This window comes from Caballeronia sp. dw_276 (genome assembly GCF_018449635.1).
Classification (GTDB): Bacteria; Pseudomonadota; Gammaproteobacteria; order Burkholderiales; family Burkholderiaceae; genus Caballeronia.
The window spans coordinates 286131-310444 of sequence record NZ_JAAVUV010000002.1 but is presented as its reverse complement, the minus strand read 5'-3'; the positions used below and the strand labels follow the sequence as shown (position 1 = coordinate 310444).

Genomic DNA, 24314 nt, shown 5'->3' with positions numbered 1-24314 from the left:
TTGCCGATCGTCTCTTAGTGGGCCGATGGCGGCCCCAAGCAATCGACAGCGGCCGACCTATTCGGCCAAGAATCGCTTGATCGCCGCTGAAAAGGCGACGTCATCGTCGAGCATCATCAGATGGCCGCAGTTGGCCAGCGTGTGATCTCCAGCGCATTTTTCCAGTGCCCAGTCTGGTACGTCTCAGCCTTTGCGGGAGCGCTCACCGGAAAGCAAATACACCGGATGCCGATCGAAGACCGTTTCGATTACCGTAGAATAATCATCGTTGCCCGTTGTTGTGACAACCGACTGACCCATCGCGCGAAGCGTGGACGCTGGCTGGTGAGCAAGCCAGCGGGCCGCGATCCCACTCAGATGCGGCGCTGGTGCGGTAACGGAACTGCTGATCCAGGCAAGTGGATCAGCACGAAAATCTTGCAGCATAGCGTCAGCCTCGCTCTGGCTCATCCGCCCTACCGATGCCGACCAAAACGCATCGCGCAATGTAAAGTTCCCTTCGATATTGACGATTCTGCGGACGTACTCAGGGTAGGTGTGGGCGAACAGCATAGCGATCGCACCGCCAACGGAATGGCCAACTACGTCAACGGATTTGCTTCCAAAGCGGGCGTCCACGAAAGCTCGCAGATGTTCGACTTGACTGGGTAGGGATATGGCATCGAACGGAACGGCCTGGTGCTCGCCGTATCCAAGCAGATCGGGGACTGCGTGGGGCAACTCGTAGCCAGTGATGTCCAGCGTACCGATGAAGCCGTGAACGAAAACGACGGGAGAGGTGCTGCTCATGCTTGTTAGGCGGGAACTTTTAAGGTCATTAGGGCTGTATCAGTGACCGTACGACGCGGGCGGTCGCCGCAGAAATTGTCACCGATCTTGACCACTGTGTCGACCGTCCGTTGTTGGCCGATCGGCTCCACATGGCGGAGCGGCCCAAAGGGGTCATTCGCCCGCATTGATGCAGTGTTGTCGGTGTCCGCTAGGCCGAAAAGCGGCCTATGGGATTTTCGGAAAATCGTTGCTCTTGCGAACCAACCGAAATCCGTTTCCCTTGGTCAATCCGGGAATCTAAGTATTTTAGGTCTCGTCCGCGATCAAAAATCTTCAAACATCTTCGCCGCTTATAGTTCATCGCACCTTACACCCCCCGCAACATCCCCCCATCGACAAAATAGGTCGACCCCACGCTATAACTCGCCTTCTCCGAACAAAGAAACACAACAAACCCCGCAAGTTCCTCAGCCGATGCAAACCTCCGAATAGGCGCATGCTCATCGGCAACTTGCTGCAGATGCCCCTCCCAATCACCTCCCGAATCCTGCGTCAACTGCTTCGCCGTCTTCACCCAATCCGGCGTCAGCACCAACCCCGGGTTAATCGTGTTCACGCGAATATTGTCTTTAATAAACTCATTCGCCATATTCTTCGAAAGCATCATCAACGCCGCTTTCGTCACGTTATAAATCGGCTCATACCCAAGCGGCTGGCTCGCGCAAATCGATGCGTTGTTCAGGATCGCGCCACCGCCGCGCGCTTTCATCATCGGCACCAGGCCTCTCGCCAAACGCACCGCTGCCATCACATGCAGGTCCCAATACGCGGTCCACTTTTCATCGGGCGCATCCATGATGGTCTCGTTGCTGCCCGTGCCCGCGTTATTGAACAGAATATCCGCGCCACCAAAATTGTCCTTGGCCGCAGCGACCAGCTTATCCACGCCCGCAGCAGTCGCCACATCGCAAGAAACGCCCACGGCCTTGACGCCAAACTTCTTGGCGATGCCATCAGCCGCTTCCGTTAACCGTTCTGCATTGCGCGCCGCCAACAACAGGTCCGTTCCTTCCGCTGCGAACGCCTCGGCCACGGCGAGCCCGATACCCACGCTAGCGCCCGTCAACACAGCCACTTTCCCGCGCAAATTCAAGTCCATTTTGTTTGTCTCCGTTATTAATAAATCAAGCCAAGGACCTAAGCCAATTAGAACCGAAAACCGATCAACGCCGCAAAGTCGATTCGATAGCGCCAAGCCAAAGCGCAACCGCATGCGCGCCCGGATCGGCGAAACCTAGCGCGCGGTCGCCAACGTAACTCGACCGTCCAAGCCGTGGATGCATTTGTGCGGTAGCTTCGGCGCCTTGAGCGGCGGCATCGACGGACGCCTTCAACGCATCGATGGCGCTCGCACCTTTAACAAGCGCTGCGTCCAGCGCGACCGCCGCGGGATGCAACGCATCGACCATCGTCCTGTTGCCTGGTTGCGCGGCGCCCAAATCCATCACGCCCGCAACGGCGGCGGTGAACGCCTTCGACCAGACTTTCGCATCGGGCTCATGTGCCTCATCCAACGCCGCAGCCGCGCGCAACAACATCACCGCATACAGCGGCCCGGATGTTCCGCCCACCACGCGTCGTATCGTCGCCGACATGGTACGCAGCACATCGGCGGGTGCGGTCTCGGCAGGATACGTATCGATCTCCTGAAGGATGCTGTGCGCCGCACGCGACATGCTGATGCCAAGATCGCCATCGCCCACGCGCTGATCCATCTCGGTCAACTCGGGTTCGGCTTCGAGCAGGCGAGCGCACACGGCTTCGATAACCCGCCTCAACGCCGACTCGCGCGAGAGCCGCGCGCCACTCGCAGCAGCGGGCGCGGCGGGAGCCTGCTTGACGGACGCCAGTGCAACGCGTCCGCTCAACGCGGGCCATGCGCTAGTGGTCGCGGTGGCATCGAGGCGAGCGAGCCGTTGATCATCGACTCGCAATAACGTAAGCGATACACCCGCCATCTCCAGCGCACTAAGGAACGTGCCGGACCACGCGCGTTCCACGTTTATATGCCTTGCAGCGAGGGCCCGAAGCGCCGATCCCGCAACGATGCTCAACTCACTCGGCGGTGTGCCGCCCAAATTGTTCACAAGCAACGCAACACGATCGCCGGACTTGAGCTTCAGATCATCCGTGATCTTTGCAAGCAAGCGTTCGACAATGGCATCGGCGGAAACAAGCGAGCCGCGCTCAACGCCGGGTTCGCCGTGAATGCCGAGGCCCCATTCGATTTCATCATCGGCGAGCGTGAAGCCGGGCTTGCCTGCAGCGGGAACGGTACACGGCGTGAGGGCCACGCCCATGGTGCCAAGCGATGCCGCCGCGTCCCGCGCCACTTGCGCGACTTTGCTCAACGGCAATCCTTCGGCCGCTGCCGCGCCCGCGATCTTGTGAACGAATACGGTGCCGGCTAAACCGCGCCGGCCTGCATGTTCGCCACTTGCGGACAACGCGACGTCGTCGGCGACGATCACCATTTCGACCGCGATGCCTTCAGCGCGCGCAATCTCCACAGCGAGTCCGAAGTTGAAGCGATCGCCGGTGTAGTTCTTCACGATAAGCAACACGCCTGCAGGACCGGCGACGGCGCGAATGGCGTCGAGCACTGCATCGGTGGAAGGCGATGTAAACACCTCACCGGCGACCGCCGCGCTAAGCATTCCCGGCCCCACATAACCGCCGTGCGCAGGCTCATGACCTGAACCGCCGCCCGATATCAGCGCGACCTCGCCGCGTGCAGCGGCTGCCTCCGCATCGGCTCGCACAATGATCGTGCTGCCTTGCAACAACGACAGACCTGGATTGAACGCAGCAAGTCCGTCGAGCATTTCGGGCACGACGGTGGAGACATCGTTGATGAGCTTTTTCATTTCCGACTCTTTCCTTGAAAGCCGCGAACCTGCGGCATGAGCACGTTATCGTTGCATTACATGATAAGGCAGCACGCGCATCGACTCTTTGCTCTGCACCAAGCGATCATCAAAACCAGCGTACTACGCGCTTAGTCTTTGGCGTCATATCGAAAGCATTTTGATTATTCGCTTGAGCCGATGAGTGTATTCGTCGCCACCTACTATTTCCCGTGATGCACCGCGCCTATAGTCAGCCCAACCCCGCGCAACCGATGTCAACGGTTACGGGAACAGCTAATCCTTAGCGACTAAACAGAGCTTGAAAACGGGCCTGCTCGAGTCAACAAACGCAAGCATAAGGACTGACATGACGAAACTATCAGGAAAGGTCGCCGTAATCACGGGCGGAAACAGCGGAATGGGTTTGGCAACGGCGCAACTCTTCGCTAAAGAAGGTGCGAAGGTCATCATCACAGGACGCCGCCAGAAGCAGCTGGATGAAGCGGTGGAAAGCATCGGCGCAAACGCCGAAGGCGTGCTGGGCGATGTCTCCAAGCTATCGGATCTGGACAAACTTCACGACCATGTGAAGGCGAAATACGGCCGCGTGGATGTCATTTTTGCGAACGCTGGTTTGGGTTCGCTCGCACCGATCGATCAGGTCACGGAAGCGCAGTTCGATGAAACCTTCAACGTCAACGTGAAGGGTGCTTACTTCACGGTGCAAAAGCTTCTTCCGTTGGTGCCGGACGGTGGATCGATCATTTTGAACGCATCGATTGCATCGTCCAAGGGCATGGAAGCGTTCAGCGTTTATTCAGCCACTAAAGCTGCGGTGCGTTCGTTGGCACGTACGTTGACGACGGATCTCAAGGCACGCCGCATTCGTGTGAATGCGATCAGCCCGGGTCCTATCGATACACCGATCTTCGGCAAGACTGGCCTCACCGACGAGCAAATTGAAGGCTTCAAGTCGGGTATTACTTCGCAGGTGCCGCTAGGCCGCATTGGTCTCTCGGAAGAAATCGCCAAGCCGGCTTTGTTCCTTGCATCCGACGATAGCAGCTATATCTCGGGCATCGAATTGACCGTGGATGGTGGTTTGGCACAAGTCTAAGAGTAAGCGGCAGGTTGGCGGCATCGGCTTTATGCCGATGCCGCCTTTTTGCGTTCGCGCTTAGATTGCCTTGGCCGTTGCTCGGCGAAATGGCGCGCTCGAAATATGCACCGCGCGCCCGGCAAAGAGTCCAAGCAACGCCATGGCCACACACAGAGCTGCGCAAATCGCCAAGGCCACGCTCCAGTTTCCTGACCCGTCGTGCAATCGGCCGACAAGCGGTGGACCCGCGGCCGCAAGCAAATACCCTACACACTGGCTCATTCCTGACAGCGCCGCCGCCTGATGCGAATTGCTTGCACGCAAGCTCACGAACGCAAGGCCAAGAATGATCGCAGCACCCGCGCCAAGGCCGAAGAAAATGATCTACACCATTGCTAACGATGGCGCTACAAGCAATCCAAACAAACCAACCGCGCTAATGATGGAAGCGATAAACGCAGCCGCTCGCTGATCCTTCATCTTCCTCACAATAGGCAACAGCAGCAAGCCGGGAACGGCTGTCGAAAGTTGCAGGACGCCGTGCAGTGAGCCGGCTTTATCGGAGGAAAAGCCGGCATCGTGAAGAATGGCAGGAAGCCAGCTAACCGCAACGTAATAGACGAAGGAATTCAGCCCAAGGAACAGTGTCACTTGCCACGCGAGCGCGGAGCGCCACACTTCGCCGCCGTGAGGAGGTGTTGCCGTGTCTTTTGAAGGCGATGTCCGGCTGCGAAGTTGGGGCATCCATACCAATGCAGTGACAATCGGCAGCACGATAAATGCGCCAATGACGAGCCGCCAATCCGAATTGAAAACGCGCGCAAGCGGAATGGCGACGACCGAGGCGATTGCTGCGCCTACGCCCATCGTCAGCGCGTAAGCGGAGGTGAGGGTGGCGGTTTTATCGGGGAAGTCGCGCTTGAGCAAACTCGGCAGCAGCACGTTCCCTAACGCAATGCCGCCGCCAATGATCGCCGTTCCTAAATACAGGCACCACACAGTCCCGGTCGAGCGCACGACAATTCCCGCGCCAATCAAGACCAGCGCCGCGAACAACGAACGTTCGAGACCATACTCGCGGGCGACGCGTGCTGCGAACGGCGAAACTATCGCAAACGCGAGCAAGGGCAGGGTGATCAACATGCCCGCTTCGGTCGTCGTCAGACCGGCATTCGCGCGAATCATGCCGAGCAGCGGCGCAACCCCGGTAAAGGGCGCACGCAAATTGGCAGCTATCAACAGAATGCCGACCACGAGCATCGCCGGGCGCGAGACGTTTGGCATAGGACTGGATTGAGATTTCACGATGAATGCGATCCGACATTGACAAGCCTTAAGACTAAACATTGGACGCGGATACGAATCTGGAGATAATGACAAAATAGTTCTAAATACGGTCAAAGACGCAATGTCGATCCTTCGCGCCACCCTGACGAGTTTCAATCCGGACACCATGGATCAGCCGGCTAACGCCGTGCGCGTGGATGTCGTGGAGAACGAGAGCGAGTTGCCGATGCATCGGCACAGCAAGGGGCAACTGGTGGTTGCGCTGCGCGGTGGCGTGACGTGTGAAGTATCGGACGGTCTTTGGATGGTGCCGCCGCAATGCGGCGTGTGGGTGCCCGGCGGCATGTTGCACAGCAATCGCGTGACGGCCAATGGTCGTCTTTGCTTTCTCTACGTCGATTCAAGCGTAGCCGCGTTGCCGCAGACGTGCTGCACGTTATCGCTCACGCCATTGTTGATCGAATTGATTCAGCGGCTTGCCGCGCTTCCGCAGGTTTATGAAGTAGACGGCCCAACTGGTCGCCTTGTAAGCGTCTTGCTCGACGAACTTACGCAGATGAAAACCGAGCAGCTTCACCTGCCGATTTCTGCCGATGCAAAACTGCGGCACATCGCCAATTCACTCACGACCGACCCCGCCGATCGAAGCACCGCAGCGGAATGGGGCACACGTGTCGCGATGAGCGAACGCACGCTCACGCGCCTGGTGCTACGCGAAACCGGCATGAGCTTTGGACGATGGCGCCAGCAACTGCACATCATCATCGCGTTGCAGCGGCTTTCTGGTGGAGCGCTTGTGCAGCGCGTGGCAGAGGATCTCGGCTATGAATCGGTCAGCGCTTTCATCACGATGTTCAAGAAAGCGCTCGGCAAACCTCCAGCACGCTATTTCGCAGACAAGGATGATGGAAAGGGCGCTTAAAAGACATCTTTCTTTTTGCTTTCATTTTTATTTCAAATGAATATAGAATGCGCTCAATCTAATTTGATCGGGGCGCACATGTCACCTTTTGCTAAAGCGGCGGCTACGTTGGCGGGCTGCATCGGGGCCTTCACCATGGTGGTTTGTATCGTGGAGGTGTTGGCGGGTTAAGGTGGTATTTAGTGAAAAGAAAAGACGCGCACTACAGGTGCGCGTCATCAGCATCTGATCAAACCACCACTTCCGGCGGCGCTTGACGGAACAGGCGCGTGATCCAGCACAGATACACAATACCGATCACGAACCAGATTGCGCCCAAAATAAGCGCTGTTTTCTCGAGGCTCGCCAGCAACCACACATCCGCGATTGCGCCGATCAACGGAAAGACCAGACCACCGATCACGCCAATTCTCTTGTCGCCGTGATTGCCCGACAGATACAAGCGCACCACGCAAAGGTTGACGGCCGTGAACGCAAGGAACGCGCCGAAGTTGATGAACGAAGTCGATGTCGCTACGTCCAGTTTCAATGCGATCAGGCCCACGATCCCTGCAATCGCGATGTTGATGGCCGGCGTCTTGAACTTGGGATGGACGAAACCGAAGATGCGCTTGGGCAGTATTTCATCGCGGCCCATTGCGTAGAGAAGACGTCCTACGCTTGCTTGCGCTGAGATACCCGACGCGAATTGAGCGAGGATCAAACCCGCAAGAAAGATGGTCACGAAGATATCGCCGCCAACCATCTTGGCGACTTCAAACGCGGCTGAATCCGTATCCTTGAAATCGACTCCGGGGTGCGCGAGTTGCATCGTGTAAGCGGCGAGAACAAAAATCGCGCCGCCGATCAATGCAATCCACAAGATCGCGCGCGGCATGTTCCTTTTCGGATCGATGGTCTCTTCGGTCAGCGTTGAAACAGCGTCGAAGCCAAGATACGAATAAGCAGCAATGGCAGCGCCCGCCATGGTCGATGCAAACGGGACGTGCGACTTGAAGAATGGTTCAGCCATCGCGATACCGCCAGGCCCGGCCGCCGCCGATGCATAGTGCCAGCATAACGCCACGAACAAGCCGACTATCGCAAGTTGCACCACCATCAAAACGATGTTGAAGCGCGCAGCCAATTCAATCCCGACTATGTTCAGCGCACTCGTCAACACGATAAACGCGACAATCCAGATCCAGGTAGGCACATGAGGAAACGCGGCGTTGAAATAAGCCGCGCCGATCAGCCAGATCACCATTGGCAGGAAGAAATAATCGAGCAACGTTGCCCAGCCGATCAGGAAGCCAACATGTGCGTTAAACGTTTTACGTGTGTATGTATACGCGGATCCGGCGACCGGATAAAGCCGTGCAAGCTTGCCATAACTTAGCGCGGTAAAAGCAATGGCCACTAGCGCAATGAGATAGGCGAGGGCGGCGGTGTCATCGCTTGCCTTTGCAAGCACGCCGTACGTGCCGTACACAATCAAAGGCGCCATATAGGCCAGGCCGAACAACAACACGGACGGCAGGCCGAGCGTGCGTTTCAGATGCGACTGCTCTTCGGTTGACGCGTTTTGCATGATATCTCCGGGACTTTCAACAGGCGTGTGCGGGCGCGCCCGGAGCGCGAGCCCCGGACGGTTCATGTGCTACGGAACTGCAGAAAACTTCAGTCGATACGTCGGCGGCGCTCGTCGATCAAAAGCGCGCGCGAGCCATCTGCGTTGTTGACGGGAGTGAGGCCGAGCGGCACACGAGCGTCGTGCAGATAGCGGTAGTGCTCACGGCTCGCTTCGAGCCGCATCCAGTCTATGTTCGCGGTCAGCACGGTTTCTTCCGAACCCGCCGATGCAACCACTTCACCAAACGGGTCGATCAGTGCAGATTCGCCGGGGAATGTGAGGTCGTCATCGCCCGAGCCGCAGCGGTTCGCCATCAGCGCGAACATCTGGTTTTCCATCGCGCGTGCGGTGATGGCTCTGCGATGTACCGGCCCAAACGGATTCATGTTGCCGTTGGTGACGATCGCGAGGTCCGTGCCAAGCGCTGCGATCGCACGCGCCGTTTCCGGAAACTCGATGTCATAGCAGATCAGCAAGCCTACGGTCATGCCATTCCACAAGCATGTTTCAAAGCGATCGCCGGGTGTGAAGACGCCAACGTCCGACGCCCAAAGGTGGGTCTTTCTATACCGCAAGACGATCTCGCCGCGTTCATCGATCAGCACAGTCGTGTTGTAGAATCGCGCCCCTTCACGTTCGGCAAGTCCCACTGCTACCGACACACCCGCGCGTTTCGCAGCGTCGCGTACGGCGGTCAGCGCAGCGCCGTCGATAGATTGCGCCACGTCCGCGATGTTGTCCCGCGTAGGGAAGCCGGACAGCGTGGCTTCCGGGAAAACCACTAGCTTGGTTCCACCTTCAACATCCGCTCGGCCGATGCTCTCAATGACGCGGCGCGTATTGTGTTCAAGGTTGCTGTCTACCAGCGCGATCTGCGCAAGTTCTGCCTGCATGTGACGCGTCTCCTTCCAGATGCCTTTCATTCGTAAATCTGTGAGTCCCGCAATTTCATTCGAACTATTATCGAGGCATTATTTTTGTCCAGAAATTACCCACCGGGGTTACCCCGGCCGGGTTACAACCATGGGTTACCCAAGCGGAGGCGACGATGGAATTTCAATGGCACGATCTCGCGTTTCATCGTGAGATCGGCTCGGCCATCGACGCGCTCGATGGTCCGCATTTCTGGGCACGCCTCACGCGCGTGCTGGAGCGGCATATCAGCTTCGACAGCTGGGTGGCGCTGCGTTTTGCCCGCAACGCTGCGCCGCTGGTATGCGCGGAGCAGGCTTTACCCGACGGCAAGGTCGACCTGATGTTCCAGGACTATCTCGCCGCCCTCTATCAGCTTGATCCGTTTTATCTTGCTGCATTCGAGCAGCGGACATCGGGGTTCTACACGCTTGCTGACGTTGCGCCCGATAACTTCAAGATGACCGAGTACTACGAGCGCTACTTCAAGAAAAACATCGTGGGCGATGAAGTGCATTTTAACGTTGTCATCGACGCCGACTACACGATGGGTTTTTCGCTGGGCAATACACGCCGTTACGACGAGCGGGAAGTGGCGTTGCTGACGTTGTTTTCGCCATGGGTGCTGGCATTGATGCAGCAACGTCTTCGATACGAAAATTTCGGTGTGGCGCGAGAAGCGGGGAGCGGCGGCGATGCGATGCATTCAGAACTGCCCGCACGCTTTGGCGCACTGACCGACAAGAGCGGTCGCGGCGCTCTGACAGCGCGTGAGATTGAAGTGGCGATGCTCTCGCTAAGCGGGTTCTCGTCGCGCGCAATAGCGGAGAAGCTGACTATCTCGTTCGAGACCGTGCGCGCGCACAAGAAACATATCTACGCGAAGTTGGGAATTGGCTCGCAGTCGGAATTGTTTGCTTTGTTTTATGAACCCGGGGCGCAGCACGCCGACGTTTAGTCGCTTACTCCGGCGCGCACCCACTGCATCAGTGGTGATACCGGTACTCTTGCGTTCGTCCACCATACCCGTAGGAAGCCGCTCTGACGTCTTCAACGTAGATGTAGCTCTCTTCGTGCACTTCGCCTAGGATCCGTGCGAAGCCTGCAAACACCTCGGCTATGTAACGCGCCTTTTCGTCTTTGGTATTGGTTTCGTCGGTGACCTTGATGTCCATGTAGAAGCTTGATTTCTTGTGTTCGGTCAGCGGCTTTCCCGCAATCACCCAGCTATCCGCCTCGATAAACTGGATTGTGATCGCCGTCACGTCGCGCTTTTTGCCCAACACGGAAGAAGTCAGTTCCAGCAACATGGCCGAGATGGCCGAGATCTTTTCAGCCGACTTTTCACCACTCACCTTCACGTTCAAGATTGGCATTTTCAGCTCCATTTAGTTCGCTATACAACTATCTAGGAAAAAATCAGTCGATGCTCGACCGCGCTTCTTTCACGCTCTCAACCGTCGTCACAAAACGAGCCTCACCCATCTCAGCCTTCAAACGCCGCGTGACCGCAGCGCTTGCAGCGTTCAGTTGATCCTTGATCTGCAACGCTTCGCTGGTTGGATAAAGAGCAGTTTCGCGCCCGTCCGACTCCGTCAACCTACGTTCAATGAACATCAGCTTCTGCAAGCCGTCCAGCGTTCTGGTCGCCGTGGACCGCGAAATCGCGAGTTCCGCAGCGAGTTCGCTTTGTACGATTCCCGGCTTTGCGAGCACCGCGCGCAGCATGAAGCCCTGTGGCGGAGTCAGGCCGAACGGTTTGTACGCAGCAGTCCACTCACGCTCGAGAGTTCGCGCAAGGGCCGTTGTGTTGAAGTAAATGCAGTGATCGAACATGAACTCAGGATAGATGAAAGTGATTCGCTATGCAACTAGTTTTTCGAAGATATTCAATGGTTAGCTTGAAGATATAAAACCGTAAGCTTAATGATAGAAAAATGCCCTTACCAAGTCTAAGCAAACGTTTCACAAAATTTTCTTGAAGCATCCGCACACTGGCGACCGCGATGAAACAAGAACGTTACTGCTGACATTCAAGCGCATAGAACAAGCGGAGACATCATGAGACGAACCGCGATACTCGCGTTGACCGCGCTCGCCCTCACGGCGTGCGGGCCAGATGACCACGAAAGTTTTAGCTCTACTCAAGCCGCGGCTGATCCGTCGCTGCCAGCGAGCGCGATCGAACCATTGGTGCAGGCTGCACCTTCGAGTGAACTGGCGGCGAGCAGCGCCATTGCTGCCGCTCAAACGAGCCTTGCGGCAGACACGCAACAGGTCGCGCCGGTAATGCATTCCCCGCCCGAAACAACTCAATGAACCACCCCCATTCGATCGTTTCCCGCGATCGAAGCCGTATCGCCGTACCCTCAATACACACTAAAAGGTGAAGCACGATGACATCGAATAGCCGTCGCCGTTTCCTGCAAACTGTCGCCACGTCAGCCGGCGCTGCCGCCGCGCTGACGGTCTTTCCTGATTCGATCCGCAAGGCGCTCGCGATTCCTGCATCGCATCGGTCGGGATCGATCAACGACGTGGAGCATATCGTCGTGTTCATGCAGGAGAACCGTTCGTTCGATCACTACATGGGCCATATGCGCGGCGTTCGTGGTTACAACGACCGCTTCCCGATCCCGCTGCCCAACGGCAAGCCGGTATGGTTCCAGCCGTCGAAAGAAGATCCGACGAAGCCCGTGCTGCCGTTCCATCTGAACACGCAGACAACGAGCGCGCAATGCGTGGGCGACCTGGATCATTCCTGGTACAAGACGCATGCGGCCATTGACGCCGGCCGCTACGATCAATGGCCCGCGAACAAGACGGACATGACGATGGGCTACCACCTGCGTAGCGACATTCCGTTCCACTACGCGCTCGCCGATGCATTCACCGTCTGCGATGCCTACTTCTGTTCGCTGCCGGGTCCGACCCATCCGAACCGCTCGTACTTGATGACGGGTACGGTCGATCCAACCGGTACGCTGGGTGGTCCGCTGCTCGACAACAATGATTTCGTCGATGGCGACGGACCGCCGCAATATCAATTGCTTTCGTGGACCACCTATCCGGAGCGCCTGGAGGCTGCCGGTATCTCTTGGCAGATCTATCAGCAAGGTCTCACCGGCGCCGATCCGCTGAATGGCAATTACGGCACGAATATCCTGCAGAACTTCACCAACATCATCAACGCGCCGCAGGGCTCTTCGCTCCAGCAGCGCGCGAACGCCGTGCGTACTCTCGATGACCTCAAGGCCGACGTCCTCGCGAACAAGCTGCCGCAAGTCTCATGGCTGTGTCCGCCGGCTGCCTACTCCGAACATCCGAAATACACACCGGCTTACGGCGCGGAATACACGTCGCAGATTCTGGATGCGCTGACCGCGAATCCGGAAGTCTGGAGCAAGACCGTGTTGTTCATCATGTACGACGAGAACGATGGTTTCTTCGATCACGTCGTGCCGCCGCAACCGCCTACATCGCGTTCGCAAGGTTTGTCGACGGTGACAACCGACGGCGAGCTTCATACGGTCGTGAATCCCGGCCGTGGCGGCAGCTATACCGCCGATGGTCTTCCGTACGGCCTCGGCCCGCGCGTGCCGATGACGGTTGTATCGCCGTGGACGAAGGGCGGTTTCGTGTGCTCGCAAGTGTTCGATCACACGTCGGTGATTCGTTTCATTGAAACGCGTTTTGGTGTGATGGAACCGAACATCACGCCGTGGCGTCGTGCGGTGTGCGGCGACCTGACCACGGCGTTCGATTTCCGCACGCCCGATGCACAAATGCCCACGCTGCCGGACACGAGCAACTACAAGACCATCGCCGATAACCAGTGCGCCACGCAGCCGGCGCCGACGGTTCCGGCTGTGCCCGGTGTGATCGATCCTCAGGAACCGGGTACGCGTTTCGCACGTGCGCTGCCTTATGAGTTGCATGTGAATGGTCAAGTCGATGCAGACCGCAAACAGTTTGCATTGCATTTCGCCAATACCGGTTCCCAAGGCGCACACTTTTACGTGTACTCGACGAACCGCACCGATGGCCCGTGGCGTTACACGGTCGAAGCGGGCAAGACCTTGCGCGAGACGTTTGATCTGTCCACTACGGCGGGCGTCTATGCGTTCACTGTTTATGGCCCGAACGGTTTCGTGCGCGAATTCGCCGGCAATGCATCGCAGTCGAAGGGCGGCGGTCTTTTCAACAAGCCGGCGCATCCGGAAGTAGTCGCGCAATATGACGTGGCGAACGGCAACGTGTTCCTGAAGTTCTCGAGCCAAGGTGGCGGCTTTGCAAAGTTGTCAGTGATCGATAACGCTTACGGCGCGCAACCACGCCACGTGATCGTGCCGCCGTTGGGGTCCATCGAAGAGCCGTGGATTCTTGCTGCAAGCCATCACTGGTACGACCTGACGGTGACCAGCAACGATGATTCTTCGTTTATTCGCCGTCTTGCGGGTCACGTCGAAAACGGCCGCACGAGCATCAGCGATCCCGCGGCGGTGGCGCCGGTGACCACGTTTGTCTGATCTTGCAATGCAATATTGATGTTGACGCCGGACCGCTAAGCCATTTATTGTTTGTCTCATGAACTCACATCTCTTCGCCCTTACAACCGCGATCACCACGACCACCTGCTCAGGCGGGTCGTCTGGAGTTCGCGTGCGCTAGAGCTTGAGTGTGCGGCTTCAGAAGGCCCCGCCGGAAACGGTCGGGGCCTTCTGCGTTTACAGCCCTCCGTTTCGGTTTTATCAAGTCAATCAAGAAACGGAGTGCGTCATGAACGATATCGATCATCGGCAATTGGGAAGCAAACTGGACCTGTTCCATCAACAGGACGAAGGGCCCGGCATGGTGTTCTGGCATCCGCGCGGGTGGGCGCTGTATCGCGTGGTCGAAGAATATATGCGGCGTCGAATGCGCAGCGCCGGGTTCCGCGAAATACGCACGCCGCAATTGCTCGCGCGTTCGTTGTGGGAGCGCAGCGGGCATTGGGACAAGTTTCAGTCGGGCATGTATTCGCTTAGCGACGCCGAAGAGCATCGGGCGTATTGTCTGAAGCCGATGAGCTGTCCATGCCACGTGCAAATATTTAATCAAGGTATCCGCTCCTATCGCGATCTGCCGATTCGATACAGCGAGTTCGGCGCATGTCATCGCGATGAACCGTCTGGTTCACTTGAAGGCCTGAAGCGCACGCGCGCTTTTACGCAAGACGACGCACACGTTTTCTGCGCGGAAGATCAGGTCGAGGCCGAAGTACGAAGGTTCTGCGATCTGCTTCGCGTGGTCTATGCGGACCTTGGTTTCTCCACATTCAACGTCATGCTCGCAACGCGTCCCGAGCAGCGCGCGGGCGCCGATTCAGTTTGGGATCACGCGGAAGCATCGCTTGCAAAAGCTGCGGCGTCCGCCGGCCTGAACTTCGAAGTGCGCCCGGGCGAGGGCGCTTTCTACGGTCCGAAGCTTGAGTTCCATCTGATCGATAGCCGTGGCCGGAGCTGGCAATGCGGCACGATCCAGCTCGACTTCGTCTTGCCTGAGCGGCTCGATGCGAACTTTGTGAATGCCGCCGATGAACGCGTACGCCCGGTGATGATTCATCACGCGGTGCTCGGCAGCATGGAGCGGTTTATCGCGATGCTTCTCGAACATCACGAGGGCTGGTTACCACTATGGCTCGCCCCCGATCAAGTCGCCGTGGCGACGGTTTCGGAATCCAGCGTTGCTTACGGTCAGGACGTGATGAACGCGCTCGAAGACGCAGGCCTGCGAGCCACGTTCGATGACCGGCCCGAACGCCTCGAACGAAAAGTCGTCGATGCCCGCGAGCAGCGCGTGCCGGTTTTTCTGACGGTAGGCAAGCGCGACGCGCGCGACGGAACTGTATCGCTGCGATTCAGGGACGGCACGCAGAGCACGCTATTGATGAGTGAAGGTATTGAACGCCTCCGCAACATGGCGCGCGCGCCGATGGTGGAACGAAGGTTGCGCATGTGACGTAAGAATCCAATTTGAAGTCCTATCGGAGAGACGTCATGAGCATCTTCACCAACATTCTCAACAAGATATTTCCGCAGGATCATCCGGCGAATACGGCATCGACGGGCGCTACAGCGCCTGCCGCGCCGCCATCACCGAATGCGGATCCTTCGAGCGGCTCGACCGTTGCAGCCAGCAACGTCCAACCTCCGGTTGCTGCGCTACCGCCTGTCGATGTCGAAGCCGCGTTGACCGAGAGGCAAGCCGGAATCAACACGCAGTTGAACTGGCGTTCATCGATTGTCGACTTATTGAAGCTGCTCGATCTGGACAGCAGCCTGGACGCGCGCAAGGAGCTCGCCGCCGAACTCAACTATCCGGGGAGCACGGAAGACAGCGCCGCGATGAACATCTGGCTGCATAAACGAGTCATGGAGAAGCTCGCCGAGAACGGCGGTCAGGTTCCTGCGGACCTTAAGAGCTGAAGATAAATTCCGTCGGCTCATGAATCGAATCGGCGAACAACAAGGAGACGAATATGGTCAGAAAAAATGGCATGGACCCGGTCGAGCTGGGCATCGCGTTGATCGAGGAACAGTTGCTCGCGCTCGTGCTGTATGCAAGCACAGTCGGAGCCTGGATCGATAAGGACAAGACCCCGCCCGATCTGGCGGCCGCGAACACTTTGCTCAGGCGCAAGCGGTCACGCTCTGAGCCGCAGACGCACATAGAAGATGGAACGCCTGGTGTGGAAGGTGAAGCGCTCGGTTTGGGACAGTCGTGGGCGGCGTTCCATCAGGACCCGCAACGTCTGTCCGTGGTGCTGCGGGTGGCGGGCACGAACGCGATTCTCGCTATTGCTGACTTTTTCGAAGCGCACGATTTCTCCGAGTTGAGAACGCCGGAGGTTCAGTTCCTGATGCGTATCCGCGATGCCGCCACGAGCGGCAACACATTTCGCATCGAGCCTGGCGAACGAATTCCAGTGGCGTCGTTCAATGGCCTGGCGATCACGGAGAAGTTGAACGGCTCGCCGCTTTTCGATGATGGTGTGACCCCGGGCTTCGTAGAGTTCGGAGATATCGCCGCCTTGCTGCGTTATCTCGTCGATCATCTTCGCGGCGCGCAAACGCTGATCAGCGACGGCGACGCCGGCTAAGCCACCTGTATAAACCCCGGGCCGTACTCTGATGCGGCCCGGTTCCTGCGACATCCTGCCTCATCCGACCCTTCGTAACCCGAGGGTTTTCCCCCATTAATTCCCGCTTGACCTGTTCAATATGTCGCCTTAAATTTCGTACATGTTCCTACATGTACTTTTTTAGTGTGCAGAAAAGGAACAAGACACCGCGCTCTGCGGCCTTGCCCATTCCACAGTCAATCATGAACATCCGCATCCCGGCCGCATTGGTCCTGATTTGCCTCGCGCCGTCGGCGAGAGCGCAATCAAGCGTCACGTTGTATGGCATCGTCGATGAATTCGTGCAGGTGGTGAACACTGGCAGCGGATACACGGGCGCGGTCGGTTCGTCGGGGCAATGGGCGAGCCGCGTTGGCTTGCGCGGCACCGAGGACATTGGCGGCGGCAACCACATCAACTTCGATTTGCAGAACGGCTTCAACCCGAACGACGGCACGTTTGCATCGCCGGGAAGCATGTTCAACCGGCAGGCGTGGGTCGGCATTTCCGGCGGATGGGGCGAAGTGCGCGCCGGCCGACAGAACTCGCCGATATTCAACGACCAGGGCGGACTGGACGCATTCGGTGCTGCCACGCAGGCGTCCGGATTCAGCAACATGATGACGTTCACAGTGCGCACGAGTAATACGGTTTCCTACACGTCGCCATCGATGGGCGGACTGCAATTCAGCATCTACACCGGTTTCGGCGACGCCGGCGGCCTGCGCTCCGCAGGTTCGAGCTATCAGGCGGACGTCACTTACGCGCACGGTCCCATCGGCGCGGTTTTCGCTGCGCAAGCGGTCAAGAGCGCAGACGGCACGGCCACCGATCGCACGGAAGAAGCGGGGCTTTCATATCAGATTGGCAAGACCACGTTGTTTGCCGGATGGAGCGGTTCGAAATGGCGCGACATCAATCTTGACGTTAATGTTTACGGCGCATCGGCGCTGTACCAGTTCACGCCGTCGAGCGCACTGGCGGCTGGCTACACCTATCTCCACGATGAAACCGGCCAGGGCAACAACGCAAGCCAGATCTCGGCCCTCTATACGTACGCGTTCTCCAAGCGCACGAGCATCTACAGCGCGTTGTCCTTCCTGCAGAACCGCGGGCAGGCGGCGTACCGGCTGGCTGGTTCGGCGAACGCCGGTTTGCCGCTCGCCTACAACGGTTCGGATGCGCGCGGCTTTCAGTTGGGCATCGTGCAGCGGTTTTAAGCAAAACATGTGCATACTTGTGCTTTTGCAAGGACTGGACGGTCCGGTTCTCAAAGGGCACAGGAGCAGCAAATGGCAAAACGTGCAGTAAAAGCGGCGGAGGTCGGGCGCTCGAAAGCGCATATGGTCGCGGCCACCATCGAGCAAGAGATTTTGACGGGACGGCTGCCTTATGGGCAGCAACTGGAAAGCGAAAACGAACTGGTCGAGCGCTTCGCGGTGAGCCGCAACACGGTTCGCAAAGGCCTCGACCTGCTGACGAATGGCGGTTTGATTACGCGCAAGGGCGGCATCGGTTCATTCGTGACGTTCAACGGGCAGAACATCGACGGCACGCTCGGCTGGACCACGGCGATAGAAAAAGCGGGCGGCGCGCAAACCCGTTTGCTGCAGATCGCGCTGGTTGAAGACGAGACTCTCGCGGAGGAACTGAAGCTCGATCGCAGCACGTTTGTTGCCATCGACCGGATGCGTGTGATGGGCGCCGAAGGGCAATGTATTTCGCTGGAACGCAGCCGTCTGCCTTTCAACGATGACCTCGCGGCATTGCCGCTGGAAGGTCTCGTGGGCGGATCGTTGAACCGGACGCTGATCGAGCATGGCATGGTGCCGCATCACGGTGAGCAGTGGGCGGAGGTAACAGGACTGGAAGCTGCCGATGCACGCCTGCTCAAGCGTCGCGCCGGCACATCGTTCCTGCGTTCGAGGCGGCTCACGCGCGATCGCGAGGACCGCATCATCGAATATGTCGTGAGCTTGCTGGACCCGGCTTTTTTTGCACTACACCTGGAATTCTGATGTCTTCGTCTTTGCATTTGACTCACCCTACATTGACCGATCGCGCCCGGGGCGCGTTCTATGGACTGGCACTTGGCGACGCGTTCGGCATGCCGACGCAATCGCTCAGCCGCGAACGGATCGTCGAGCAGTTTGGCCGTATCGACAAGCTTGAAAACGCGTTTCCCGATCAGCCGATCGCGCCGAACATGCCCGCCGGTTCGATCACGGATGACACCGAGCAAGCCGTCCTCGTCGCGCATCTTCTCGCCGATAACAACGGCAAGATCGAACCACTGGCATTCGCGCATGCGTTGATCGAGTGGGAAGCGTCCATGAAAGCGCGCGGTTCGCTGGACCTGCTCGGGCCATCGACGAAACAGGCGATCGAGCGCATCACCGCCGGCGAAGATCCGTTGCGCACCGGGCGCTTCGGCACCACGAACGGCGCGGCCATGCGCGTGACGCCGGTCGGCATTGCGTTCGATCTGCGGCAGCAGGAACGGTTTATAGATGCAGTTGTTGAATCATGCATCGTCACGCATAACACCACGCTCGGCATTTCGAGCGCGGCGGCGGTGGCGGCGGCGGTGTCGGCCGGGCTCAACGGCGCCGGTTTGCGCGAAGCACTGGAAGCCGGAATCGCGATGGCGCAAGCCGCCGAAACACGCGGTTTCTGGGTTGCGGGCGGACGCATCGCGCCGCGCATCCGCCAGGCGCGCGAACTGATGCGTCAATGCGCCGAAGATGAAGTCGTCAAGGTGCTTTACGACGTGATCGGCACATCGGTGGCATCGCAGGAATCGGTGGTCGCGACGTTTGCGCTTGCCTTCGATGCCGAGCGCCGCGGCAACAGTATCGAATCATCGCTGGGCGCGGCGGCGAGCCTTGGTGGCGACACCGACACCATTGCCGCCATGCTCGGCGCAATCCTCGGCGCGTGTGCGGGTTATGACGCGTTGCCGGCACGTTGTATCGAAACCGTCAGGCGTGTGAATACGCTCGATCTCGAACCGCTTGTCGATCGTTTGCTTGGACTGCGCGCCGCGAACGCCTGACCCGCTTTATACCGACATTTACGCAGTTCCCTTTAATCTGGAGATCGGACTCAGATGGCTTCGTCACGCACGTCAAACAGCGCTCGCAAAGTCGAGACGCGCGGTATCGAACCCGTACCGGAAAGCGAATGTCATGGACATCCGCTGCAGCTTTTCTGGGTCTGGTTTGCCGCCAACATCAGCATTCTCGGGTTGCCGCTTGGCGCAACGCTCGTCGCATTCCAGCATCTCGCGATCTGGCAGGCGGCGTTGGTTGCGATCGTCGGCGCGGCGGGATCGTTTGCGATTGTCGGCGTGATTTCGATTGCCGGACGACGCGGGCATGCGCCTAGCCTGACGCTCTCGCGCGCGATATTCGGCGTGAGAGGAAACATCGGGCCAACAATTGTTTCATTGCTTTCGCGGCTCGGGTGGGAAACGGTCAATACGACGACCGCTGCGTACGTGTTGTTGTCGCTTGCGACCATCGTGTTTGGGACGCCGGCCGAAGCGAAGGACGCGCCGGTTCTGACGCTCGTTTTTATCGCGGTGTTCGTGGTGATGACGCTGATCGTGTCGGGGCTTGGACACGCCACGCTGCTCGTGATCCAGAAATGGTCCACGTATGTGTTCGGCGTGCTCAATCTGCTGGTCGCGGGGTTTCTGGTGACGGCAATCGATTGGCATGCGGTGTTCAATGCAGCGCCTGCGCCGTTGAGCGCGGTGATCATCGGCATTGGCACGATTGCAGCGGGAACGGGGATTGGCTGGGCGAACGCAGGCGCCGATATGTCGCGTTACCAGGCGCCGAAAGTGAAGGGGCCGGCGCTGGTTGCATCGGCGGCGTTTGGTGCGGGCATTCCGCTGATCTTGCTGGTCACGCTCGGCGCCTTGCTTTCGGTGGGCAACGATCATCTCGCATCGGCGACCGATCCTATCGCCGCAATCCGCGAAATGTTGCCTACGTGGATGGCGATTCCGTATCTCATCACGGCATTCGGCGGCTTGCTGTTGTCCAACTATCTGTCCGTGTATTCGGCGGGTTTGACAACGCTCACGCTCGGCCTGAAAGTGAAGCGCGTGCAGGCGGTAGTCGTCGATGTCGTCGTGATCTTCGCCGGCTCGATCTATTTCATGCTGATCGCCGGAAGTTTCTACGGTCCGTTCATTGGTTTCATTTCGCTGCTCGCGGTGCCTATCACGGCGTGGGTCGGTATCTTCGTGGTGGACTTGATTCATCGTCAGGAATATTCGCCCACGGATCTGCTCGATGTCTCGCCGCGCAGCGCGTACTGGTACAAAGGCGGGATCGAATGGCGTGCGTTCGGTGCATGGGCGCTCGCAATCGTGCTCGGTTTTTGCTTCCTCTCGACTGGCGCTTATCACGGCGTGTTCTCGGGTTCGTGGTTCGGGCGTAACGGCCTTGGGTGGATCGTTACGTTCGTGGTGGCAGCCGGCGTGTACGCGGCTTTGGGCGGCGCGCGCGGTTCGGCTAAACGTTGGAAAACAGCATGACGCAAACAGTTTCACAGCAGACATCCAGGCTGATTCATACGGGTCAGGTCATCGTCGATCTCGTCATGCAGATCGATGCACTTCCTGCACCCGGCGGCGACGTGCTCGCGCGCGACGCGAGCTTTGAAGTGGGCGGCGGTTTCAACGTGATGGCCGCCGCGCGGCGCAACGGCATGCACGTGGTCTATCCGGGCGGTCTCGGGAACGGACGTTTCGGCGCGCTGGCGCGTGAAGCACTCGTGCAAGAAGGCGTGGAGATCGCGGGTCAGGAAGTGGCGGATCGGGACACCGGCATATGCGTGGCGATCGTCGATGCTTCCGCCGAGCGCACTTTCGTGTCGCACATGGGCGCGGAAAGCGTGCTCGAGCGCGACGTGCTGGACGGCCTCGCGGTGAATGCGCGCGATATCGTTTATGTGAGCGGTTACAGCCTGATGCTCGCCGACAAGGGTGCGGTACTGATCGACTGGCTCGAGCAAATGCCGCGCGGGACGCGCGTTGCGTTCGATCCGGGCCCGCTGGTTGGCGCTATCGATCCCGCATTGCTCAAGCGCATGCTGGGCGTTGTGTCGATATGGTCCAGCAACCGCGAGGAAGCATTACGCTTTGCGCAGACCGATAACTTCGATACCGCCTTCGATACGATCATCGCCCGTCTCGCGCCCGGCGCGCTTGCGATCGTTCGAGACGGCGCGCGTGGCTGCGAACTGCGCGTGGGCGATACCCTGACCTGCGTGCCAGGATTCGAAGTAAAGGCTATCGATAGCAACGGCGCAGGCGATGCCCATGCCGGCGTCTTTCTCGCCGTGCTGGCGACGGGCCAGGATGCGAAGACCGCCGCGCAGCGTGCCAATGCAGCGGCTGCGATTGCCGTGACGCGTTATGGCCCGGCGACTTCGCCGGATACAGCCGAGATCGATGCGTTCATGGCATCGCGCGGATAAAACGCCCCGCCCGGTTCTGCGCAATCGGGCAAGCGCGTATATGCTGGGCTCCCCTCGACGTGCACGGAGACCCGCATGACCGCATCCACCGCTCAGCAAATCGTTCTGGCCGCGCGCCCCACGGGTAGCCGCGCCCAGCTCACCGATTTCCGCCTCGAAGAAGTGCCCATGCCTGTGCCGAAGGCAGGGCAAGTGCTGTTGCGCATCGACTACCTGTCGCTTGATCCGTACATGCGCGGCCGCATGAACGACGCGCGCTCGTACGCAAAACCCGCGCAAGTCGGCGAGCCGATGCCGGGCGAAAGCGTGGCGACGGTCATCGAATCGAAGGACGCTGCGCTGCCCGTCGGTGCGCAAGTGCTGGTGACGGCGGGCTGGGTCTCGCACGCGGTCGCCGATGCAAAAAACCTCAATCCGCTTCCCGCCGATGGCATTCCCGCCCGCGCATATCTCGGCGTGCTCGGCATGCCGGGGTTCACGGCGTACTCGGGCATGGCCGCGATCGGCAAGCCGAAGAGCGGCGAGACCGTGGTGGTCGGCGCGGCGAGCGGACCGGTTGGATCGCTGGTCGGGCAGCTTGCGAAGCTGGCGGGCGCGCGCGTGGTGGGAATTGCCGGAGGCGAGAAAAAGTGCGCGTACGTGGTCGAGCAACTGGGTTTCGATGCCGCCATCGATCATCGTTCGGCCGACTTCGCCGATCAACTGGCGAACGCGTGTCCGAAGGGGATCGATGTGTATTTCGAGAACATCGGCGGTGCGGTGTGGAAGGCGGTTCTGCCCTTGCTCAACCAATACGGACGCGTGCCGGTCTGCGGGCTGATGGCGCAGACTTCGGGGAAAAATGACGGCGTGGACGATGGCCTTGCGACCACCATGCGCGCGATCCTGACCCGCAGTCTGACCGTGCGCGGGTATATCAATTACGAGTTTCTGGCGGAGTATCGCGAAGCGTTTCTGAACGACATCGGCGGCTATTTACGCGAGGACAAGATCAAGCATCAGGAAGACGTGACCGATGGACTCGCGAACGCGCCGCAAGCTTTCCTCGATATGATCGATGGACGTAATTTCGGGAAGGTGCTGGTGAGGGTGGGTGGTAGTGACTTTTAATCGCGGGGGAGATTCAATCCACCGGATTGACCCGCGAAGTCATGACGTGATCGGCCCATTTCCCGTCGATCTTCAGGTACGCCTTCGCAAGGCCCTCGTAGTCAAATCCGAGCCGGGCGAGCAATCGTCCGCTGCGTTCATTTTCCGGCCGGTAACTCGCCATCACGCGATGCAGCTTGTAGGACTCGAACACAAAGCGCACCGCGACATCGAGTGCTTCATGCATCAGCCCGCGACCTTCATGACGCTGATCGATTGAATACCCGAGACTGCACGCCTGAAACGGTCCGCGAACGATATTGGTGAAATGACAATCGCCGATCAGCGCGTTTTCCGCCGCGCCCGGTTCATTCGAAAAGATCAGCAAGTGGAGCGCCGTACCTTCGGCCATGGCCTGTTCCATCTGCATGGCCCGTTCGTTCGCCGCTTGCGTCGTGTAAAAGCAGCTGTCGCGCAAGGGCTCCCAAGGCTCGAGATGTGCGCGATTCGCCAACCGGTAGGCGAGCATGGCATCGGCGTGTTGCAAGTCGGCGCGGCGCAGAACGACATGCTTTGCGGCCAGACCGGCTGGCGGAAATGCGGGAACTGCTTTGCTTTTGAAATCGAATGCCATTGCAGGGTAATTAATGAACGCTGATTGCGAAACAAACGCCGCATTCAATATGAAGAATTAATAAATCGGATTAATTGAAAACGGATTTGGCAAGTTCGACTGTGTTGCCAACTGTGTCAATTACGCAATGCGGCGCACGAAGGTATGGCGGTCGATAGGGGAAAACCCTTATAATGCCCGAAGTTGATGATTCTAGGAACTTTGGAAATGCCCCGCCGCTTCGTAATTCTCGAGCGCATTGCTTTTGCGCTGTTCACCATGTCCGCGATCGCGGACGCCATGTTTATCAGTTACGAGAAGAGCCAGAACTTCCGGGACAATATTCATGAAATCGTGCGCGTCAGCAAAGAAGTGTCGTTAATGTATCCGGCCACCGGCAGCGATCCGTGGATGCCGCTGGCGTCGGGCTGAAACGTAATGCATC

23 protein-coding genes and 1 pseudogene are annotated in these 24314 nt (G+C 58.6%); 15 read left to right on the top strand and 9 right to left on the bottom strand.

Annotated features, from left to right (window positions below; genetic code table 11):
* Window positions 1-57 precede the first annotated feature (57 nt).
* The 3 genes and pseudogenes from HB633_RS04370 to dhaK all read right to left on the bottom strand — a co-directional run bounded on the left by HB633_RS04370 (window position 58) and on the right by dhaK (window position 3698).
* Window positions 58-789 (bottom strand): annotated as a pseudogene (locus HB633_RS04370) (alpha/beta hydrolase).
* 349 nt (window positions 790-1138) lie between these two features.
* Entirely contained in the window at window positions 1139-2026 is an 888-nt protein-coding gene (locus tag HB633_RS04365) for an SDR family oxidoreductase (protein ID WP_255580740.1), read from the bottom strand.
* The gene (dhaK, locus tag HB633_RS04360; RefSeq protein ID WP_213776838.1) at window positions 1995-3698 is read right to left on the bottom strand and encodes a dihydroxyacetone kinase subunit DhaK; all 1704 of its coding nucleotides are present in this window, start codon (window positions 3696-3698) and stop codon (window positions 1995-1997) included. The genes HB633_RS04365 and dhaK overlap by 32 nt, the downstream gene beginning before the upstream one ends.
* Window positions 3699-4047: 349 nt before the next feature.
* Between dhaK and HB633_RS04355 the strand changes: the two genes are divergently transcribed.
* Window positions 4048-4797 carry a glucose 1-dehydrogenase gene (locus HB633_RS04355; protein ID WP_213776837.1) on the top strand — a complete coding sequence of 250 codons (750 nt, stop codon included), beginning with the start codon at window positions 4048-4050 and terminating at the stop codon, window positions 4795-4797.
* Window positions 4798-5163: 366 nt separating this feature from the next.
* Here the strand turns inward: HB633_RS04355 and HB633_RS04350 are convergent, their stop codons facing one another.
* Window positions 5164-6063, bottom strand: a complete 900-nt coding sequence (locus tag HB633_RS04350) for an MFS transporter (protein WP_346730261.1) — start codon at window positions 6061-6063, stop codon at window positions 5164-5166.
* A gap of 124 nt (window positions 6064-6187) precedes the next feature.
* Here HB633_RS04350 and HB633_RS04345 point away from each other — a divergent pair, with 124 nt between their 5' ends.
* Window positions 6188-6988 (top strand): helix-turn-helix transcriptional regulator, encoded by an 801-nt coding sequence (locus HB633_RS04345; protein WP_213776836.1) that lies wholly within the window; start codon window positions 6188-6190, stop codon window positions 6986-6988.
* Window positions 6989-7217: 229 nt separating this feature from the next.
* Here the strand turns inward: HB633_RS04345 and HB633_RS04340 are convergent, their stop codons facing one another.
* Window positions 7218-8558, bottom strand: a complete 1341-nt coding sequence (locus HB633_RS04340) for an APC family permease (RefSeq protein ID WP_213776835.1) — start codon at window positions 8556-8558, stop codon at window positions 7218-7220.
* An 89-nt stretch (window positions 8559-8647) separates the two neighbouring features.
* Window positions 8648-9493, bottom strand: a complete 846-nt coding sequence (locus HB633_RS04335) for a carbon-nitrogen hydrolase family protein (RefSeq protein WP_213776834.1) — start codon at window positions 9491-9493, stop codon at window positions 8648-8650.
* Window positions 9494-9648: 155 nt separating this feature from the next.
* Here HB633_RS04335 and HB633_RS04330 point away from each other — a divergent pair, with 155 nt between their 5' ends.
* Window positions 9649-10470 carry a helix-turn-helix transcriptional regulator gene (locus HB633_RS04330; protein WP_213776833.1) on the top strand — a complete coding sequence of 274 codons (822 nt, stop codon included), beginning with the start codon at window positions 9649-9651 and terminating at the stop codon, window positions 10468-10470.
* A gap of 28 nt (window positions 10471-10498) precedes the next feature.
* On the opposite strand, the gene HB633_RS04325 is transcribed toward HB633_RS04330, so the two are convergent.
* On the bottom strand, window positions 10499-10888 hold the full coding sequence (locus HB633_RS04325) for a tautomerase family protein (RefSeq protein WP_213776832.1): 390 nt from the start codon (window positions 10886-10888) through the stop codon (window positions 10499-10501).
* Window positions 10889-10931: 43 nt separating this feature from the next.
* Complete coding sequence (locus HB633_RS04320; RefSeq protein ID WP_213776831.1) at window positions 10932-11348, bottom strand: MarR family transcriptional regulator; 417 nt, start codon at window positions 11346-11348, stop codon at window positions 10932-10934.
* Window positions 11349-11573: 225 nt separating this feature from the next.
* On the opposite strand from HB633_RS04320, the gene HB633_RS04315 reads away from it, so the two are divergent.
* The 11 genes from HB633_RS04315 to HB633_RS04265 all read left to right on the top strand — a co-directional run bounded on the left by HB633_RS04315 (window position 11574) and on the right by HB633_RS04265 (window position 23277).
* Window positions 11574-11831 carry a hypothetical protein gene (locus tag HB633_RS04315; protein WP_213776830.1) on the top strand — a complete coding sequence of 86 codons (258 nt, stop codon included), beginning with the start codon at window positions 11574-11576 and terminating at the stop codon, window positions 11829-11831.
* Window positions 11832-11908: 77 nt separating this feature from the next.
* A complete protein-coding gene (locus HB633_RS04310) occupies window positions 11909-14041 on the top strand; it encodes a phospholipase C, phosphocholine-specific (RefSeq protein WP_213776829.1) in 2133 nt (710 codons plus the stop codon).
* Between the two features lie 250 nt (window positions 14042-14291).
* Complete coding sequence (thrS, locus tag HB633_RS04305) at window positions 14292-15512, top strand: threonine--tRNA ligase (RefSeq protein WP_213776828.1); 1221 nt, start codon at window positions 14292-14294, stop codon at window positions 15510-15512.
* 38 nt (window positions 15513-15550) lie between these two features.
* Window positions 15551-15979, top strand: coding sequence for a DUF3597 domain-containing protein (locus tag HB633_RS04300; protein WP_213776827.1), 429 nt, complete (start codon window positions 15551-15553; stop codon window positions 15977-15979).
* 53 nt (window positions 15980-16032) lie between these two features.
* Window positions 16033-16653 (top strand): hypothetical protein, encoded by a 621-nt coding sequence (locus HB633_RS04295; protein WP_213776826.1) that lies wholly within the window; start codon window positions 16033-16035, stop codon window positions 16651-16653.
* A 224-nt stretch (window positions 16654-16877) separates the two neighbouring features.
* On the top strand, window positions 16878-17894 hold the full coding sequence (locus HB633_RS04290) for a porin (RefSeq protein ID WP_213776825.1): 1017 nt from the start codon (window positions 16878-16880) through the stop codon (window positions 17892-17894).
* 72 nt (window positions 17895-17966) lie between these two features.
* Window positions 17967-18692 carry a GntR family transcriptional regulator gene (locus HB633_RS04285; RefSeq protein ID WP_213776824.1) on the top strand — a complete coding sequence of 242 codons (726 nt, stop codon included), beginning with the start codon at window positions 17967-17969 and terminating at the stop codon, window positions 18690-18692.
* Window positions 18692-19729: an ADP-ribosylglycohydrolase family protein gene (locus HB633_RS04280; protein ID WP_213776823.1), complete on the top strand. Its 1038-nt coding sequence runs from the start codon at window positions 18692-18694 to the stop codon at window positions 19727-19729. The genes HB633_RS04285 and HB633_RS04280 overlap by 1 nt, the downstream gene beginning before the upstream one ends.
* Before the next feature lie 54 nt (window positions 19730-19783).
* Entirely contained in the window at window positions 19784-21223 is a 1440-nt protein-coding gene (locus tag HB633_RS04275) for a cytosine permease (RefSeq protein WP_213776822.1), read from the top strand.
* Window positions 21220-22167, top strand: coding sequence for a PfkB family carbohydrate kinase (locus HB633_RS04270; protein ID WP_213776821.1), 948 nt, complete (start codon window positions 21220-21222; stop codon window positions 22165-22167). The genes HB633_RS04275 and HB633_RS04270 overlap by 4 nt, the downstream gene beginning before the upstream one ends.
* A gap of 75 nt (window positions 22168-22242) precedes the next feature.
* Window positions 22243-23277: an NADP-dependent oxidoreductase gene (locus tag HB633_RS04265; RefSeq protein WP_213776820.1), complete on the top strand. Its 1035-nt coding sequence runs from the start codon at window positions 22243-22245 to the stop codon at window positions 23275-23277.
* Window positions 23278-23290: 13 nt separating this feature from the next.
* On the opposite strand, the gene HB633_RS04260 is transcribed toward HB633_RS04265, so the two are convergent.
* The gene (locus tag HB633_RS04260; RefSeq protein ID WP_213776819.1) at window positions 23291-23890 is read right to left on the bottom strand and encodes a GNAT family N-acetyltransferase; all 600 of its coding nucleotides are present in this window, start codon (window positions 23888-23890) and stop codon (window positions 23291-23293) included.
* A gap of 207 nt (window positions 23891-24097) precedes the next feature.
* Between HB633_RS04260 and HB633_RS04255 the strand changes: the two genes are divergently transcribed.
* Window positions 24098-24301, top strand: coding sequence for a hypothetical protein (locus tag HB633_RS04255; protein ID WP_213776818.1), 204 nt, complete (start codon window positions 24098-24100; stop codon window positions 24299-24301).
* The last annotated feature ends 13 nt before the right edge of the window (window positions 24302-24314 follow it).

Coding starts and splice junctions, on each gene's coding strand:
- HB633_RS04265 (WP_213776820.1), top strand. CDS start 22,243: ATGACCGCATCCACCGCTCAGCAAATCGTTCTGGCCGCGCGCCCCACG.
- HB633_RS04275 (WP_213776822.1), top strand. CDS start 19,784: ATGGCTTCGTCACGCACGTCAAACAGCGCTCGCAAAGTCGAGACGCGC.
- HB633_RS04355 (WP_213776837.1), top strand. CDS start 4,048: ATGACGAAACTATCAGGAAAGGTCGCCGTAATCACGGGCGGAAACAGC.
- HB633_RS04315 (WP_213776830.1), top strand. CDS start 11,574: ATGAGACGAACCGCGATACTCGCGTTGACCGCGCTCGCCCTCACGGCG.
- HB633_RS04285 (WP_213776824.1), top strand. CDS start 17,967: ATGGCAAAACGTGCAGTAAAAGCGGCGGAGGTCGGGCGCTCGAAAGCG.
- HB633_RS04335 (WP_213776834.1), bottom strand. CDS start 9,493: ATGCAGGCAGAACTTGCGCAGATCGCGCTGGTAGACAGCAACCTTGAA.
- HB633_RS04295 (WP_213776826.1), top strand. CDS start 16,033: ATGGTCAGAAAAAATGGCATGGACCCGGTCGAGCTGGGCATCGCGTTG.
- HB633_RS04300 (WP_213776827.1), top strand. CDS start 15,551: ATGAGCATCTTCACCAACATTCTCAACAAGATATTTCCGCAGGATCAT.
- HB633_RS04340 (WP_213776835.1), bottom strand. CDS start 8,558: ATGCAAAACGCGTCAACCGAAGAGCAGTCGCATCTGAAACGCACGCTC.
- HB633_RS04310 (WP_213776829.1), top strand. CDS start 11,909: ATGACATCGAATAGCCGTCGCCGTTTCCTGCAAACTGTCGCCACGTCA.
- HB633_RS04270 (WP_213776821.1), top strand. CDS start 21,220: ATGACGCAAACAGTTTCACAGCAGACATCCAGGCTGATTCATACGGGT.
- HB633_RS04325 (WP_213776832.1), bottom strand. CDS start 10,888: ATGCCAATCTTGAACGTGAAGGTGAGTGGTGAAAAGTCGGCTGAAAAG.
- HB633_RS04345 (WP_213776836.1), top strand. CDS start 6,188: ATGTCGATCCTTCGCGCCACCCTGACGAGTTTCAATCCGGACACCATG.
- HB633_RS04290 (WP_213776825.1), top strand. CDS start 16,878: ATGAACATCCGCATCCCGGCCGCATTGGTCCTGATTTGCCTCGCGCCG.
- HB633_RS04330 (WP_213776833.1), top strand. CDS start 9,649: ATGGAATTTCAATGGCACGATCTCGCGTTTCATCGTGAGATCGGCTCG.
- HB633_RS04350 (WP_346730261.1), bottom strand. CDS start 6,063: ATGCCAAACGTCTCGCGCCCGGCGATGCTCGTGGTCGGCATTCTGTTG.
- HB633_RS04320 (WP_213776831.1), bottom strand. CDS start 11,348: ATGTTCGATCACTGCATTTACTTCAACACAACGGCCCTTGCGCGAACT.
- HB633_RS04280 (WP_213776823.1), top strand. CDS start 18,692: ATGTCTTCGTCTTTGCATTTGACTCACCCTACATTGACCGATCGCGCC.
- thrS (WP_213776828.1), top strand. CDS start 14,292: ATGAACGATATCGATCATCGGCAATTGGGAAGCAAACTGGACCTGTTC.
- dhaK (WP_213776838.1), bottom strand. CDS start 3,698: ATGAAAAAGCTCATCAACGATGTCTCCACCGTCGTGCCCGAAATGCTC.
- HB633_RS04260 (WP_213776819.1), bottom strand. CDS start 23,890: ATGGCATTCGATTTCAAAAGCAAAGCAGTTCCCGCATTTCCGCCAGCC.
- HB633_RS04255 (WP_213776818.1), top strand. CDS start 24,098: ATGCCCCGCCGCTTCGTAATTCTCGAGCGCATTGCTTTTGCGCTGTTC.